General features: G+C 48.1%; 15 protein-coding genes. 6 read left to right on the forward strand and 9 right to left on the reverse strand.

Features of this window, described 5'->3' with window-relative positions; all coding sequences use genetic code 11:
* Positions 1 to 91 precede the first annotated feature (91 nt).
* On the reverse strand, positions 92 to 1027 hold the full coding sequence (gene mdh / locus MHM93_RS05380) for a malate dehydrogenase (protein WP_239448292.1): 936 nt from the start codon (positions 1025 to 1027) through the stop codon (positions 92 to 94).
* A gap of 229 nt (positions 1028 to 1256) precedes the next feature.
* Here mdh and argR point away from each other — a divergent pair, with 229 nt between their 5' ends.
* Complete coding sequence (gene argR / locus MHM93_RS05385; protein ID WP_022945358.1) at positions 1257 to 1724, forward strand: transcriptional regulator ArgR; 468 nt, start codon at positions 1257 to 1259, stop codon at positions 1722 to 1724.
* Here argR and MHM93_RS05390 read toward each other — a convergent pair.
* The 6 genes from MHM93_RS05390 to MHM93_RS05415 all read right to left on the reverse strand — a co-directional run bounded on the left by MHM93_RS05390 (position 1684) and on the right by MHM93_RS05415 (position 8745).
* Positions 1684 to 2622, reverse strand: coding sequence for a Dyp-type peroxidase (locus MHM93_RS05390; RefSeq protein ID WP_239448293.1), 939 nt, complete (start codon positions 2620 to 2622; stop codon positions 1684 to 1686). The genes argR and MHM93_RS05390 overlap by 41 nt on opposite strands.
* Before the next feature lie 92 nt (positions 2623 to 2714).
* A complete protein-coding gene (locus MHM93_RS05395; RefSeq protein WP_239448294.1) occupies positions 2715 to 3749 on the reverse strand; it encodes an ABC transporter ATP-binding protein in 1035 nt (344 codons plus the stop codon).
* The gene (locus MHM93_RS05400; protein ID WP_239448295.1) at positions 3746 to 5380 is read right to left on the reverse strand and encodes an iron ABC transporter permease; all 1635 of its coding nucleotides are present in this window, start codon (positions 5378 to 5380) and stop codon (positions 3746 to 3748) included. Before MHM93_RS05400 ends, MHM93_RS05395 begins: the two co-directional genes overlap by 4 nt.
* 13 nt (positions 5381 to 5393) lie before the next feature.
* Positions 5394 to 6410, reverse strand: a complete 1017-nt coding sequence (locus MHM93_RS05405; RefSeq protein WP_022945354.1) for a Fe(3+) ABC transporter substrate-binding protein — start codon at positions 6408 to 6410, stop codon at positions 5394 to 5396.
* A 1078-nt stretch (positions 6411 to 7488) separates the two neighbouring features.
* Positions 7489 to 8004, reverse strand: coding sequence for a hypothetical protein (locus MHM93_RS05410; RefSeq protein ID WP_239448296.1), 516 nt, complete (start codon positions 8002 to 8004; stop codon positions 7489 to 7491).
* Positions 8005 to 8298: 294 nt separating this feature from the next.
* Positions 8299 to 8745, reverse strand: a complete 447-nt coding sequence (locus tag MHM93_RS05415; protein ID WP_239448297.1) for a Spy/CpxP family protein refolding chaperone — start codon at positions 8743 to 8745, stop codon at positions 8299 to 8301.
* A gap of 165 nt (positions 8746 to 8910) precedes the next feature.
* Between MHM93_RS05415 and MHM93_RS05420 the strand changes: the two genes are divergently transcribed.
* Genes MHM93_RS05420 through MHM93_RS05430 form a run of 3 tightly spaced genes read left to right on the forward strand, consistent with a single transcriptional unit; the run spans position 8911 to position 11910 of the window.
* Complete coding sequence (locus MHM93_RS05420; RefSeq protein WP_239448298.1) at positions 8911 to 9594, forward strand: response regulator transcription factor; 684 nt, start codon at positions 8911 to 8913, stop codon at positions 9592 to 9594.
* Positions 9595 to 10962 carry an ATP-binding protein gene (locus MHM93_RS05425; protein ID WP_239448299.1) on the forward strand — a complete coding sequence of 456 codons (1368 nt, stop codon included), beginning with the start codon at positions 9595 to 9597 and terminating at the stop codon, positions 10960 to 10962.
* Between the two features lie 6 nt (positions 10963 to 10968).
* Positions 10969 to 11910, forward strand: coding sequence for an alpha/beta fold hydrolase (locus MHM93_RS05430; protein ID WP_239448300.1), 942 nt, complete (start codon positions 10969 to 10971; stop codon positions 11908 to 11910).
* Positions 11911 to 11922: 12 nt separating this feature from the next.
* On the opposite strand, the gene panP is transcribed toward MHM93_RS05430, so the two are convergent.
* Both panP and tsaD read right to left on the reverse strand, forming a co-directional pair.
* Positions 11923 to 13548 carry a pyridoxal-dependent aspartate 1-decarboxylase PanP gene (gene panP, locus MHM93_RS05435; protein WP_239448301.1) on the reverse strand — a complete coding sequence of 542 codons (1626 nt, stop codon included), beginning with the start codon at positions 13546 to 13548 and terminating at the stop codon, positions 11923 to 11925.
* Between the two features lie 241 nt (positions 13549 to 13789).
* On the reverse strand, positions 13790 to 14806 hold the full coding sequence (gene tsaD / locus MHM93_RS05440; protein ID WP_239448302.1) for a tRNA (adenosine(37)-N6)-threonylcarbamoyltransferase complex transferase subunit TsaD: 1017 nt from the start codon (positions 14804 to 14806) through the stop codon (positions 13790 to 13792).
* Positions 14807 to 15005: 199 nt separating this feature from the next.
* Between tsaD and rpsU the strand changes: the two genes are divergently transcribed.
* Together rpsU and MHM93_RS05450 are read left to right on the forward strand one after the other, a co-directional pair.
* Positions 15006 to 15221 (forward strand): 30S ribosomal protein S21, encoded by a 216-nt coding sequence (rpsU, locus tag MHM93_RS05445; protein WP_022945346.1) that lies wholly within the window; start codon positions 15006 to 15008, stop codon positions 15219 to 15221.
* A 21-nt stretch (positions 15222 to 15242) separates the two neighbouring features.
* A complete protein-coding gene (locus MHM93_RS05450) occupies positions 15243 to 15689 on the forward strand; it encodes a GatB/YqeY domain-containing protein (protein WP_022945345.1) in 447 nt (148 codons plus the stop codon).
* Positions 15690 to 15702 lie beyond the last annotated feature (13 nt).

Genomic DNA, 15702 nt, shown 5'->3' on the forward strand with positions numbered 1-15702 from the left:
GGCACAAAAAAGCCCCTATAGCAGAACTATAGGGGCTTTTAGCATGATATCGCTATTAGCCAATATCATGAAGTAACGGCCATGGTGGCTATTACTTATTCATGAAGTCGATGCCTTCTTGAATATCTTTATTCAAGGTGCCTAGCATGTCTTCTTTGGCTTGTTGTTCAAAGGCGCTTAGTTCACCGTAAGAAAGCAACTCTTCGACACCATTTTTACCAAGACGTACCGGCTGAGCGAAGAACTGTGCGTCTTCACTATTGCCTTCAACGTAGGCGTATTCAACAACATCTTCACCTTGCATGCCTTTGACTAGTGACAAGCAGAAGCGCGCTGCAGCTGCGCCCATAGAAAGTGTAGCGCTACCGCCACCCGCTTTTGCTTCAACAACTTCGGTACCGGCGTTTTGGATACGCTTAGTTAGCGCCGCAACTTCCTCATCAGAGAAGCTCGCACCTTCTACTTGAGACAGTAGAGGTAGAATAGTAGTCCCTGAGTGACCACCAATTACTGGCACTTTCACGTCGTTCACGTTCAGGCCTTTTAGCTCAGCAATGAAAGTTTCTGCACGGATAACATCAAGTGTGGTTACACCAAATACGCGTGCAGGGTCATAAGTGCCCGCTTTTTTGAATACTTCAGCCACAATTGGCACTGTGCCATTGACCGGGTTAGTGATAACACCGACCATGGCTTTCGGGCAGTTTTTAACAATGCCTTCGGCTAGCGTCTGGACAATGCTGGCGTTTACATTAAACAAATCAGCGCGATCCATGCCCGGCTTACGCGGCATACCCGCTGGGATTAAAACAATGTCACAACCGTTTAGTGCTGCGTCTAAGTCTTCTTTACCGAAGCCCTTTACATCAACCGCAGTTGGGATGTGTGATAGGTCAACTGCAACACCAGGAACCACAGGAGCTACGTCGTATAGAGCAAGCTCAGAACCAGCAGGAAGGCTATTTTTTAGTAGCAAAGAGAGCGCTTGACCGATACCACCGGCAGCACCTAAAACGGCAACTTTCATTTTAATTCTCCGTAAAATAACGAGATTGGGTTATCAAGATTTGGGTCATCTGACCTTTTGGTGGCCTTAAAGATAATGAAAAGCGCAGATAAAGACAAATTTATCCGCGTTATTTTGACGATAATCTCGACCATAGTCGTAAACTTCACTGTAAACCTCCGTGCCTTGGATGAAATAACCCCGGTTCTTGGGTAGAATGATAAGACTTTAAGCTACAAAGACCATTATTATGCACGCGCAAGAAAAACAAGAAGCCTTGGTAAAAGCCTTTAAAGCCCTCCTAAAAGAAGAAAATTTCGGCTCACAAGGAGAGATTGTTGATGCCTTAAAAGAACAAGGCTTCGATAACATCAGCCAAAGCAAAGTTTCGCGCATGCTCAGCAAGTTTGGTGCGGTGCGTACACGCAACGCCAAACAAGAAATGGTCTATTGCTTACCCGCAGAATTAGCCGTTCCCACAGCGAAGTCGCCACTGCGCCAATTAGTGCTGGATATTGTTCACAATGAGATGATGATCATCATCACCACCAGCCCGGGTGCAGCACAATTAATCGCGCGCTTGCTCGATTCTCTCGGTAAGGCCGATGGCGTGCTGGGAACCATTGCCGGAGATGACACCATCTTTATTGCTCCCGCCAAAGTCTCAGAAATTGATATTACTCTGGAGCGGGTGCGTAAGCTGTTTGAGAACGTGTAGCTAAGGACTTTAAAAAATCCACCGAGGGGGCAAAAAACGCTGAGCCCATGTCGGCTTGGGTAAAGTCCAGCCAAGCATCATAATGATGATGATCCCCTAACTGACTTTTCAGCATTTGCGTAAACGCGTCGCCACTGGCGGCGCAGGTCACCGACAGCAAGCCTTGCTTGGTCATGGTGCCAAAAGGCATGCCCTGGTGCAGTAACAGCGGTTCGCCTTTTTCATCTTTCAACTCTGAGCGCGCCGCGTGACTGTTGGCATTAATCGGCATTAGTAACTCGGCATCCAGACGAGTACGGCCAATCACCAACTCTTGTTCTTCAATACTGAGCGCTTGCCAGGCATTAAGGTTGTGGGTAAAGCGCTGGGCGTGCACATAACTGCCTTTTACAAAATCATTGCCGGGGTCATTAATGAGCGCCGTGAGATTTTTTTGCCGTCCATGAGGCGTATCTGGAGCGTAAAGAAAGCCATTAAAATCACGCCCGTCTAAAAAGCGATAACAGGTGATCTCCTCAACAAGCTCCACATCACTGCCTAACAGTTTCAATACTCGCTGGCCAAATAGATGATTGACATCTTCGCGGTCCGAGCGAATTTGTATAAACAAATCAAACGGCTGTGCTAGCACGTGGTGGTCACGGTTGGGGATACTCGGAAAGCTCGCTAATTCTGCAGGCATGGCATCGGGATGAAAATGCGGCCAGTACTGCGCACCTATGGCGACAAAGCTGGAAACCATAGCCTCAGAGAAGCGATCATCGTATTCGCTTTGCAGGTCCACTAACTGTGCGAGCTTACTTTTAACTGCGTGATCATGGCCATCAAGGACATTGAGAAACAAGTGCAAGCCGTGCAAATTGGCCTGCGCGCACACACCGGATTGCGCTCTGGGCATTAAGTTACCATTCCTTTCGTTGTTATTGTTAGCAGCGCCTATTACGAGCGCTAAGCCGCCCGCGCGGCTACATATAGGCTATGAATTCGCGCTTAATCAGCGAAGAAATTCACAGAGTGTGGGGTAATTGTAAGCGATAGCTTCTGTCTCGGCAAAAACTCTTGTTCAGCTTTAGCAGGAATTTCAACTTCTTGAGCAAACACGCTGACGCGATAAACGTATTCTGTGCCGACAAAACGCTGTGATAGTAACGTCACTTCACCGTGTTCATCACCAATCAACTGCATATCGTGGGGACGAACATACACTTGCCCCTTCCCCGATGGTGGCAAAGGCTGTAAAGAGCGCACAACACCAAAGGGCGTTTGCACATGCTCGGCATCAACGATAGTGGCATCAATATACACACCCGTGCCTAAGAACTCTGCCACGACTTTAGAGTTAGGGTGCTGGAATAATTGTTTCGCCGTACCTTGCTGCGCTATTTGTCCGTTGTGCATGACCGCTAATGTGTCGGCAAAGGCAAATGCTTCTTCTTTGGAGTGAGTCACAAAAATAGCAGAGACGCGCTGGTCTTTAATAATGCGGCGAATGTCAGCGATTAGTTGAAAACGCACCTGATGGTCAATATTCGAAAACGGCTCATCAAGCAGTAATAGGCTAGGTTTGTATGCCAGCGCTCTCGCTATGGCAACACGTTGCTGTTGGCCGCCTGAAAGCTGGTGTGGATAACGCCCTCCACACTCATCTAGATGCACCAGTGCGAGCATTTCCGCGACCCGCTGCTGTTTGTTTGCTTTGCTCATGCCCTTTAAACCAAAGGCTATGTTTTGCGCCACGGTTAAGTGTGGAAACAGCGCGTAATCCTGAAACATCATGCCCATGTTGCGGTGCTGTGGGCTCACGCAATGCTGGTCACTACACAGTACCTCTTTCCCTAAGCGGATCACCCCTCGGTGCGGGCGTATAAGCCCAGCAATGGCTTTTAGTGTGGTTGTTTTGCCGCAACCGCTGGCGCCTAGCAAACATAAAATCTCATCGTCTGCTAAGGTCAGGCTTAAATTGTTGACCACCGCCCGCTCAGCGTATTCGAAACTGATGTTGTCTAATTCTAGTTGCGCTGTCATGACCGAGAATGCTCCATTGAGCGGTTAATAAAATACAAGGGCAGTAGCCCCACTAATACAATAAATAATGCCGACACTGAAGCCAGCTCTAATTGCTCATCGCTAACATACTGAAACACATGGGTCGCCAATGTTTCAAAGTTAAATGGCCGCAACAGTAATGCTGCTGGCAACTCTTTCATACACTCGATAAACACTAATAAGGCAGCGGTTAAGATACCGCGTTTAAGAATGGGAATATGCACGCCAAGTAAGGTTTGTCGCTCATTGCGGCCCATGGAGTGGCTGGCCATATCCAAGCTCGGGCTAATGCGGCTAAAGCTTGATTCTATGGCGCCATGGGCAATGGCGTAAAATCGCACCAAGTAACCAAACACGATGGCAAATATAGTACCGCTTAAGAATAACCCTGGTTGATAGTCATATTGGGCGAGCCAATCATTAATGCCGACTTCTAAACTAGTCAGTGGTAACAGCACCGCAATGGCTAAAACGGTGCCAGGTAAGGCGTATCCAGTGCTGGCTAAGCGCCCAGGCCACAGTGTATATCGTGCTGTACTCAAGCGCTGGTTGTACACCACAAGAATACTCAGGCTAATGGCGAGGATGCTGACCATAGTGGCAATTTTTAGGCTTTGCCAAGCATAGAGGAAAAACTCATCATTCCACGCTTGGTCAAAATAATTAAACGCGTAGCTAACCAGCACCGCCGTCGGAATAGCGAAAGCAAGCGCCAAAATAACTAAGGCAAAGCCTGTGGCTGCCAACGCTTTAGCTCCTTTGAGAGTATAAAGAGGCTCACCGCTTAGCTGGGTTTGGCGCTCAAATACGGCGCGGTTGCGGCGCGAATAACGCTCAATAATGATAGCCAAAAACAAAATGAGCAGCATGATCCCTGAGATTTTCGCAGCGGCGGTTAATGAATAATACCCAAACCAAGTATCGTACACCGCTGTCGTTAGGGTGCTTACAGCAAAGTAATTGACGGTGGCAAAATCCGCCATCGCCTCCATGCTAATTAAGGTTATAGCGGCGACAATCGCCCCTCGAGCTAAAGGAAGACTGACTTTAAAAAAGCCTGCAACTGGGCCGTGTCCCATAATATGGGCGGCTTGAACCAGCTTATGAGACTGCTCCTTCAGCGCGGTTTTAAAAATTAAGAATAAGTAGGGGTACAGCACTAACGCAATCATCACGATTGCGCCACCGAGCGTGCGAATATCAAAAAACCAGTAATCATCCGGCGATTGCCAGCCAAACCACTGCCGTAACTGAATTTGCACCGGACCAGCATAATCCAGTAAGTCGGTATAAACATAGGCAATAAGATAGGTAGGCATGGCTAAGGGCAGCATCAAAGCCCATTCAAAGTGTTTTCGCCCCGGAAAGTCGCAACAGGCGACCAGCCACCCTAAAGGCAACGCAATCAAGCAACTCAGTAGCGCTACACCGAGGATCAACACTAAGGTATTACGGGTATAATCCCATAGCACCGTATCCCAGAGGTGGTTAAACACGTTGGGATCACTTTGCAAGGACTCAAAAATAAGGAAAGCTAACGGCAACGACAGGCCTAAGCCTGTCGTCCACGCAATAAGCTGCCACGATGACAGCGAGAATTTAAAGCGCATCAATACCCAGTAATTAAAGGTCGAATTTTACCTCATCGAGCAGCTTCAACGCCGTTTGACGATGTTTACTGATTTCCGATAAAGGCAGAGAGTCCTCTTTAAAGTCACCCCAAGAAGCAACTAACTCAGACAATGGCACACCCTTTTTCACCGGGTACTCCATATTCACAGAGGCATACATATTTTGCGCTGTATTGTCGGTCATAAACTCGATCAGTTTCAAGGCGTTATCCTTGTTTTTAGCATACTTTGTTAAGGCAACGCCGGAGACATTAACGTGTGCTCCTCGGTCTTGTTGGTTAGGAAAGTTAATATAAACGGCATCAGCCCAAGTACGTTGTTGCTCGTCTTGCATCATTTTTCCAAAGTAATAGCTGTTACCGATGGCCACATCGCACAACCCTTCTTTTACGGCCTTAACCTGCGCTCGATCATTGCCCTGCGGTTTACGGGCAAGGTTCTGCTTTAACGCGGTTAACCACTGCTTGGTTTGCGCTTCGCCATGATGGGCAATCATAGATGCGACCAACGCCAAGTTATAAGGGTGCTTGCCTGAGCGCATGCACACCTTACCTGCAAATTGCTCGCTCCCCAGGTCTTCATAGCGCACGCTGCTTAACTGACCCACACGTTCTTTTGACGAGTAGACATTGCGCACCCGTTTGGTTAATGCCACCCATTGCCCATTGGGGTCGCGAAAGCTAGCAGGAATATTGTCGGCCACCGCGTCGCTATTAATGCTTTGCGTTAGCTCCATATCGTCTAGTTGCATTAAGGCACTAAAATTAGAGGTAAGTACTAAATCAGCGCGAGTATGCTTGCCTTCACGCTTTAAGCGCTCAATAAGCCCTTTTTTCGCAAACACCACGTTGGTCTCTATTCCCGTTTGTGCTGTAAACTTCTCTAGTATGGGCTCAATAAGAAAAGGCTGACGAAACGAGTAAATATTGACGCTGTCTTGCGCTAAGGTGGGAGCGGCTGTTAACGTAGTGAGTAACGATGCCAAGCCCAAAGCCAATGCTTTTTTCATAAAGCCTCCAATAGATAAAAATAATTCTCAAGCGCATCATATCTTTTGCACCGCAAAAGTACAGCACCATCACCACAACATAAACACCAGCTGAACAACTTCCATCTTTGCCCGAATTGCTGTGAGATATATCTCACATAGCATCAGGTTATTGCGTCATTTGCGATAAAGAACAGCACGCAAAAATACACAAGACACTGATAATTAATAAATTTTTAATTATTTCGTTTATTTTACTAAATCAGTTTTTGTTACCACTACCTGACCTGTACCTAATTCATCCTTATACTGTCTCCATCGCTTGTAAGGGCATATGGGCGATAAAGTTAAGGAAAGCCAACCTCAAAGGACGGACCGGAAGTTCAAGGACAGGCGCAGGACGCGTAACGCAACGGACACGCAGACAGGACGGTAGGATTTGGCAAGATGCCATAGAAGGACAGGTGCAGGACGCATAACACAAGGGAATTGTTATTCTAAGGATAGTCAAGGGAAAACGGCAAGATGCCAATATGGACAGATGCAGGATGCATAACGCAAAGGAGTTGCTACTTTAAGGACAGCAAAGGAAAAATAGGCAGGATGCCGAGCACACCGGACGTGATACTCAAGGTTGAGTATAGGACAGGCGAGTGAACGCAACTCACAAAGGAAATGTGAATAAGGACAGCGAAGGATTTGTCAGTGATAGCTCCACTGAGGATTATGTGCAGGATGTACATATCACAGGAAGTACAGGATGAGCTAAACAATCATAGCAGTCATAATGCGAACCACATGCGACTGACTTGGATGTGTATCACAGGTTTATACAGGAAGTGGACAAGGATGAACCTACAAAGCGATTTGTAGCGCTCACTACGGTGAGTTAAGGAACATTGGACTTGCTCCAATCCCGGCAGGAGGCTGGAAATTATTCCGTCAGCGCGGCCCTCAACGGCCGCGTATTTTTTTGCCTATCACACACGCCTAGTGGTGATACTCAGATACCACGAAACACACCGCAATACTCAGATAGACAACTGTAACTGTGCCGTGCACTGAAGCACCGTATTCCACTACTTTCACACACCAATCGTTATTGTAAAAAAGCCTGCTTAGAGTTTACCTCACACTGCTCTACAGGGCGGGCTTGAAGCGAGCGACTCACCACCCAACAGTCGTCATAAATTGAACAGTAACACAGCTCGATTTCGAGGCTTTTATCTATCTTTAAGATATTCTCTACAGCCTCCCCTTTGTATACCAAGGGCTTTAATGTTTCGCCTGCAGGAAGCGTGGTTGAACTTATATGGGATTGATAAATGGAGTTGAACTCAGGTAAATCCGACCACCGCTGCAAATACCGCTTACCGATACTGACTTTTACATACTTAATAATGGCCGGGCCCGTGCCTCTATTCGCCACGCCATAACTAAAGCGATCCTTTCCTTGGCTTCTAAAAACCTCTACTTTTGGCCACACAGAGGCTTTTGCGTAGGCGCGATCTATGTACGCAGAATAAATAGAGATAAACGCCGTAATTAAGCCAATAAAAAGCGCGGTCAGCGCAATGAGCATTTCTGGATTTTTATACCACTTCTGTTTTTCCAACAACTTAGTCCTTTAATACGCGAAGCCTCTGTATTGTGTTCGCTCCGTAAACTTGGACCCTACCCTAATACAGCATCGATAATGGTTATTTCAGTGGCTCAGGGGAGGGAAAAAACCACGCTATACCTGATCAACTTTAAGCATTTACACTTTAGTAAGCTATCGAGTCGTAGCTCAACGTTATTATTGATAGCAAAATTTGCTATCGCTTACTAGCACTTAAGCGCAAGTCACTGAAAATGTCCGCACAAAAAAACGACCCAATGGGCCGTTTACGTGCACTGACATAAAATTTTAATGACCACGCTTATGATGGCCGCGCGACTGACGCTTTTCCTTGAGTTCCTGCAACTTTTGTTGCTGCTGCTCGGTGAGTAAGTTCCATATTTGATGCTGGGTGTGTAACCGTGCAATCTTACGTTCAAGCTGTTTAGCTTGCTGCTCTTGGATTAACGCTCGCGCAGCCTGCTCATCGAAGCTCGCATTGGTGTGCGTTAAGGCATTTAGCTGCTGTTTCATGCCACCACGCTGGCCTCGCTGCGGCTGCAGTTGCTTTTGCGCATCTAAAATAGCGTCGATTTGGCTCTGTTGCTGCTCGCTAAGCTGTAAATAATTAGCCATACGTTTGTTAAACATACCACGCTCACCATGGTTGTGGTGACCGCCTTGACCAGCAAACACGGCGCTGGATGCCAAAGCTAAAGAAAGCAACGTTGCGCTCATACTCTTACCTAGTTTCATTGTGGACTCCTTGTTTGTCCTGATTGAAAACAATTCACAGTGCCTAGCATAGCGCCGTCAACGCAAAGCACTGTCAGGGCGGTGTAAAGGTTATGTAAAGGATTCACACTGCTGGCATGGGATAAGGTAGTATAGCGTTGTCGCTGTATACGTACTGGGAATGACATGCATATTTTACTAACCGACGATGATACTGAACTGGCGCAAATGCTCAGCGAATACCTACAGAGCCAGCATTTCCAAGTGACCTGTGCGCATGATGGAAAAACAGGCTTGGAGCTTGCCGAAACTGGCAATTTTGATCTGTTATTACTGGATGTCATGCTGCCAGAGTTAGATGGCTTCGAGGTCTTAAAAAGGCTCAGAGCTCAATCGCTGATGCCAGTCATCATGCTGACCGCCAAAGGCGATGATTTTGATCGTATTTTTGGCCTAGAGCTCGGTGCCGATGACTATATCCCCAAGCCTTTCAACCACCGAGAGCTGCTCGCCCGCGTCAAGGCCATTACTCGACGCATCGAGCATATCAATGCCACTAAGCCTCATCAGGACTTACAGTTTGCCGGTCTGGATATGTGTATGCATAGCCGCAGCGTCAGCGCCAACACTCAGCCTTTAGCACTCACCGGCACTGAGTTTGCTATTTTGCACTTATTACTACAACAACCGGGCACCGTGATCAGTAAAGAGCAAATAAGTGAACAGGTATTGGGCCGCCGCTTAGCGCCATACGACCGCTCTATTGACATGCATGTCAGTAACTTGCGCAAGAAAATAGCCGAACACATTGAAGCCGAGCGTATTCGCACGCTACGCGGTGCCGGTTACGTCTTGGTGGGAGATGCGTAAATGCGGCCACTGTTTAGCAAACTTTATGTGAAAATATTCTTGTGGTTTTGGCTCACCCTAGCCGCGACCTTCGCGTTGCTTGCCGGGCTAAGCTCGATGAGCTTCAGTGAACTATCTTATGAACCTTTACGCGGTGGCGATGCGCACTACTTAAAGCGCTTAGGGCATGCCATTGAGCGCAGTGCTAATAAACACGATATCAGCGCTGAGCAGCTCATCAACCATGGCCGCTTTGCCAAAAGAAAACAGCTTTATCTGTATTCTGTTGACCAAGATAAAGCGCTACAGAACTTCACCCCGCCCCACGACATTGGCCTCAATGAGCTTAATTTTCGCCAGAGCATGGCACCACAAATGATTTTCCATGAGCACTTTCAAGCATTAGGCCCTTTGCTGATCACCCTACCGGACGGGCAATATCAGCTCTATGAGCTGCGCCCCGGGCGCAAGCTACCTTGGTTATTGCGGCTCAAACTCATGCCTACTTGGCTTAAGGTAGTTGTGGCTTTGGGTGCCTCTTTGTTGTTGAGTTTGCTGTTTACCCGCACCTTGATCACACCGGTCAATGCGCTGCGAAGCGCCGCGAAAGACATCGCCGCAGGTAATTTACAAAGTCGTGCGCCGAGTAACGTGCGCCATGATGAGCTTGGCGTTCTCACCGACGAGTTCAATGCCATGGCGGCGCGTCTAGAAACCCTTGTGAATAGTCAACGTTCGTTGTTGGGTGATATTTCTCATGAGCTACGTTCGCCATTAACGCGACTCTCGCTCGCCTGTGCATTAGCCCAAGACAGTGCCGATAGCGCAACCTTATTACAACTGCAGCGCATAGAAAAAGAAGCCAAGCAGCTTGATACTCTTATTGCCCGTATTTTGATGCTCTCACGGCTAGAAAATCGTCAACAAAGTATTGTGCGCCAGCGCATCAGTGTGCGTGAGTTACTGGCTCCAGTGTTTGCCGACGCCAAGTTCGAGGCCGACTCTGAGCATAAGCAGCTCTCTCTTGCTGAGCTCAGTGATAGCCATTTCCTCAACATTGACCCCCAAGTGGTAGCCAGTGCCTGCGATAACTTACTGCGTAACGCAATCAAATATGCCAATCAGCATATTGAAGTGAGCTTGCAGTGGGTAGACACGATAATGCTACTGTCTATTAGCGACGATGGTCCTGGCGTTGCTGAGCATGAGCTTGCTCATCTCAAGGAACCCTTTTACCGCGTTGGTTCTGCGCGCAGCCGCGATAGTGGCGGTACCGGTTTAGGCTTAGCGATTGCCAACAAGGCTATAGCGGCCCACAATGGGGAACTTGTATTGCAAAATAACCCTCAAGGTGGTTTAGTAGCGACCATAAAACTCCCTACGACCTGATACTGAATGTTCTACTCCAGCGAAGCACTACTGCATAAAAATGATGACGCCATCGCGCAATTTTGGCAGCAAGATATGCATAAGGGCTTTGTGGACACACGCCAAGGTCAGTTATTTTACGCCTATCATTTACCCTACCAAGCTGACTTTGCGTTAGTGATCAGCTCAGGGCGCATTGAAGCGGCACAGAAATACCAAGAGCTGCTGTGGGAGTTTGCGCGTAATAACATCGCCGTGTTTATTGTTGACCATCAAGGTCAAGGGCGCTCTTATCGCCATCTTGAAGATAGCCACAAAGGGTATGTAGGGCACTTTGATGATTACAGCCAAGACCTTGCGCAATTCGTAAACGAGGTGGTTGAACGTCACTGGCAAGGGAAAAAAATACTCCTTGGCCACTCCATGGGGGGAGCAATCGCCTTAGACTATCTTTGTCACCACCGCCATTCGTTCAGCGGCGCCTTTTTAAGCGCCCCGATGCTGCAACTAGATACCGGTAATATCAAAGCTTGGCAAGCACGCTTATGGGCATGGCTAATGACTTTAGTCGGTCAAGGCGGGCGTTATGTCCCTGGACACGGCCCTTATCGTAATATCCCCTTTGCAGAAAATGAACTGACTCACAGTGAAGCCCGTTATACGCGTTTTCGCCAGTTATATCAGCAGCACAGCGATATGCAATTAGGGGGGGTGACTTACGCCTGGCTTAACGCCGCTTTTGCCGCTATCAAGAAGCTACGGACCTGCCAATGTCCTGTGCCGTTATTTGTCGCTGCAGCACAATGCGATACCGTGGTTGACCCAAGTCCTTATAACGACTTTATTCATGGTCAACGCCAAGCTGTATTAAAAACCTACCAAGGGGCTAAGCATGAGCTTTTGTGTGAGCATGATACGGTGCGTAAGCCACTCATTCGCGACTTACTCACCTTCTGTCAGGGCTTGTAGTTTAAGGCTGGGTTAAAGGTACTTAGACAAGTACTTTTTGTACATCGGATCTGAGGCGGCTAATTCGCGCTGCTCTGAAAGAATGTCCTTAAGTATCGCTTTCGATGTGAGTGGGTTCGCCAATACCACACGAAATACCACCGTAGGCTGATAGCCGTAGGCAGCCGGAGTCAACCGGGTACGCGATACAAATGAACGCCCCGCCTCACGCTGGCGCTTTTGCATGCTAGCAGTAAAACGATTCAATGCGGCATAAATATCCAGCTTGGTTTGCTCATCCGCCTGCTGCAACCGTGCCTTTATTTTCTCTGGCACATAACGGTAGGTTAATAAGCACAGTTCAGGCTCGGAGATCAGTTCAAAATCCGCTTCCGATTTAATTAAATCAGCGAAAAAGCGCGCTTTCTCTAAGCTTTTATCGATCAGCATCTCATAGCCTTTACGACCGATAATACGTAAGCAGGCATGCACCAACATCGCCATTCCCGGGCGGCTACCCTCTAAAGTATGACTGCCTAAATCTTTTGAACCTTTACGCAGAATATATTCAGCGTGGTGCTCTATGGCGTCGGTCGCGCTGGGGTCTTTAAATAACACGATTCCCGCGCCCATAGGCACATACATTTGTTTGTGCGCATCAATGGTGATGGAGTCTGCACGCTCAATGCCACTGAGCAGATGACGGTGATTATTCGATAACAAGGTGGCTCCACCCCAAGCCGCATCGACATGGAAGTGACAGCCCAGCTCCTCGGCCAGATCAGCCATGTCATTCAACGGGTCGATATTGCCGGTTTCGGTGGTCCCAGCGACTCCCACCAAGGCCATCACTTTAATACCTTGGGCTTCGAGGGCACGCGCTTCTTTGCGCATCGCTGCAACATCGACTTTATTATCTTCATCGGTAGGAATCGCGATAAAGTTATCGCGGCCAATACCGAGCACATCGGCGGCCTTACCAAGGGAATAATGGCCTCGCTTGGAAACCAATACCGCCAAACCTTTGTAACCGTAGTGGAACATCGCCGACACCAATCCTTGGGCGCCAATGCCTTTAAAATCACCTTCAGCCTTGAGCAAGCAGTTGCGCGCTATCCACAAGGCAGTAATGTTCGCCACCGTGCCCCCGGAGCAAAACGCACCGAGCGAGGTTTTGGCGCTGTGCATCCACTTGTCGTAGAACTTTTGCTCGCGACCATACGCCATATGATGCAGCATGCCGACCACTTGGCGCTCTAATGGAGTAAAGGCTTTGGAGGTTTCGATCTTTACCAGGTTTTGGTTAAGACCCACCATGAGTTTGGACAGTGGCAGCACAAAATGAGGTAACGCCGAGGTCATATGACCAATAAAGCTCGGGGCAGCGGTATGCACGGAATGCGCTACCAGCTTTTCCATGATGTCCTGAGCATGGGCACTGACAAACATCGGCTCTTCGGGAACCTGAGCTGATTCGAAGTCGCGCTCGATTTCATGCAGCGGTTTTTCAACCGCAGCAATGTTCTCATTTAAAAAGCCAGCTAGATTACTAGAAATCTCGGCTTCTATTTTACTGAGCGTTGAGTCCGGTGCCTCTGGCACCGTAAAGACGCGCATCAAGCTCTGCTCTGATGCGACGGCAAAACGCTTATCACTCATGACATACCTAAATGCATTGGCTTTAAGGCGGTGACGGGTTGCTTAAAGCAGTTCAATTTAATTGCGCTCACTTTATAGCAATCACCTTAGAAAGTCTTGCAGCTTTGGTCAAATTTAAGAAAGTTAGGTGAATTTTTTACGACATTACCAGCATAAGCGGCACTTATACTGGTACAAAAGAATGAATTAACAATGCCTCATCTAAGGCTGCGCGCATGGATTGAACATGCACACACGACCCTTAAGCAATGCTCGGTAAACTATCTATTGGCCAGCGCGGCATAACTTGCGTGCTCACATCGCCAGTTTGCCCTGCTTTTAGACGCTGCATTCCGGCGTAGGCGATCATCGCACCATTATCTGTACAAAAAGCTGGGCGCGGGTAGTACACCTCACCTTGCATGCCTTGCATTACCTTCGCCAACTGTTCACGTAAATAAGTATTGGCACTGACTCCACCGGCGATCACTAAACGTTTTATACCGGTTTGCTTAAGTGCTCGCTTACACTTAATCGCCAAGGTATCGATCACCGCTGTTTGAAAAGCATGGGCAATATCAGCCTTCGTTTGTGAGTCGCCCCCTTCATTACGAATGGTATTCGCCGCAGAGGTCTTCAACCCGCTAAAGCTAAAATCCAAGCCAGGTCTGTCGGTCATGGGTCGGGGGAACTTAAAGCGCCCCGGCGTGCCTTGCTCTGCCAACTTCGCCAATAAAGGTCCGCCAGGATAATCTAACCCAAGTAACTTTGCGGTTTTATCAAAAGCTTCACCGGCAGCATCATCCACCGACTCACCAAGTACTTGGTATTCACCGATATTGCTAACCTTCACCAACAGCGTGTGCCCTCCGGATACCAACAGAGCCACAAAAGGAAACTCAGGGACTCGCTCTTCCAACATCGGTGCCAGCAAATGCCCTTCCATATGGTGAACCGCCACAGTGGGGAGCTGCCACCCATAGGCTAAAGAGCGTGCAATGGATGAGCCTACTAATAAAGCCCCGACGAGGCCTGGGCCTGCGGTATAGGCCACACCATCTAAATCCTCAGGGCCACACTTTGCTTCGGCAAACGCAGCTTCAATTAAAGGCAATGTTTTACGCACATGATCGCGCGATGCTAATTCAGGCACCACGCCGCCATAATCGGCATGCATTTTCACTTGGCTATATAATTGATGCGCAAGCAAGCCTTGTTCATCGTCATAAATAGCAATCCCGGTCTCGTCACAGGAAGATTCTATTCCCAAAATGCGCAATGTGAGTCTCCTACATGGGCTTAGATGGCATGGATAAGGCCGCATATTCTACTTGGTTGCTGCAATTTTACCAGTATTGTGATATTTATTCTTTACACACGGGGGTAAGTCGGATTACAATGCCGCACCATTTTTGAACCACTTGATCATAATTTGATCAGATGAGTGAAGCTCATTTAGTTAGGTAGGTGAATTTTTAATGCCAGTAGTTAAAGTAAGAGAAAACGAGCCGTTTGACGTAGCTCTACGCCGCTTCAAGCGTTCATGTGAAAAAGCAGGTATCCTTTCAGAAGTTCGTCGTCGCGAGCACTATGAAAAGCCAACCGCTGCGCGTAAGCGTAAAAAAGCGGCTGCTGTTAAGCGTCACATGAAAAAGCTTTCTCGCGAAAACGCACGTCGCGTTCGTTTATACTAATCGCTTTTCGGTCTTGATGTCATGAGTCTTTTAGTTACCTTAAAAGATGCACAAAAAGACGCGATGCGTGCCAAGGACAAAATGCGCCTTGGTGCTGTGCGTTCAGTATTAGCAGCCATTAAACAGCGTGAGATCGACGAGCGCATTACCTTAGACGAAGCCGCGATTACCTCGGTTATCGTTAAGCTCGTTAAGCAACGCCGTGATTCTTATACTCAGTATAAAGACGCCGGTCGTGACGATCTCGCTGATGTTGAAGCTGCCGAAATTGCGGTTTTAGAAGAGTTTCTTCCGAAACCACTGAACGAGGATGAAATCAATCAACTGATTGATAACGCCATCGCCGACACCGGTGCCCAAGGCATGCAAGACATGGGTAAAGTGATGGGCGTAATTAAGAGTCAAGCTGAAGGCCGTGCCGATATGGGCAAATTATCAGGCCTTATTAAACAGCGACTCAGCGCCTAGATTGCGAAAGCAA

This window comes from Pseudoalteromonas sp. MM17-2, from assembly GCF_022347945.1.
GTDB classification, from domain to species: Bacteria; Pseudomonadota; Gammaproteobacteria; order Enterobacterales; family Alteromonadaceae; genus Pseudoalteromonas; species Pseudoalteromonas ruthenica.

Excerpts from the sequence above, each read along its gene's own strand:
- mdh (WP_239448292.1), bottom strand. The coding sequence starts at position 1,027 with ATGAAAGTTGCCGTTTTAGGTGCTGCCGGTGGTATCGGTCAAGCGCTC.
- argR (WP_022945358.1), top strand. The coding sequence starts at position 1,257 with ATGCACGCGCAAGAAAAACAAGAAGCCTTGGTAAAAGCCTTTAAAGCC.
- MHM93_RS05390 (WP_239448293.1), bottom strand. The coding sequence starts at position 2,622 with ATGCCCAGAGCGCAATCCGGTGTGTGCGCGCAGGCCAATTTGCACGGC.
- MHM93_RS05395 (WP_239448294.1), bottom strand. The coding sequence starts at position 3,749 with ATGACAGCGCAACTAGAATTAGACAACATCAGTTTCGAATACGCTGAG.
- MHM93_RS05400 (WP_239448295.1), bottom strand. The coding sequence starts at position 5,380 with ATGCGCTTTAAATTCTCGCTGTCATCGTGGCAGCTTATTGCGTGGACG.
- MHM93_RS05405 (WP_022945354.1), bottom strand. The coding sequence starts at position 6,410 with ATGAAAAAAGCATTGGCTTTGGGCTTGGCATCGTTACTCACTACGTTA.
- MHM93_RS05415 (WP_239448297.1), bottom strand. The coding sequence starts at position 8,745 with ATGAAACTAGGTAAGAGTATGAGCGCAACGTTGCTTTCTTTAGCTTTG.
- MHM93_RS05420 (WP_239448298.1), top strand. The coding sequence starts at position 8,911 with ATGCATATTTTACTAACCGACGATGATACTGAACTGGCGCAAATGCTC.
- MHM93_RS05425 (WP_239448299.1), top strand. The coding sequence starts at position 9,595 with ATGCGGCCACTGTTTAGCAAACTTTATGTGAAAATATTCTTGTGGTTT.
- MHM93_RS05430 (WP_239448300.1), top strand. The coding sequence starts at position 10,969 with ATGTTCTACTCCAGCGAAGCACTACTGCATAAAAATGATGACGCCATC.
- panP (WP_239448301.1), bottom strand. The coding sequence starts at position 13,548 with ATGAGTGATAAGCGTTTTGCCGTCGCATCAGAGCAGAGCTTGATGCGC.
- rpsU (WP_022945346.1), top strand. The coding sequence starts at position 15,006 with ATGCCAGTAGTTAAAGTAAGAGAAAACGAGCCGTTTGACGTAGCTCTA.
- MHM93_RS05450 (WP_022945345.1), top strand. The coding sequence starts at position 15,243 with ATGAGTCTTTTAGTTACCTTAAAAGATGCACAAAAAGACGCGATGCGT.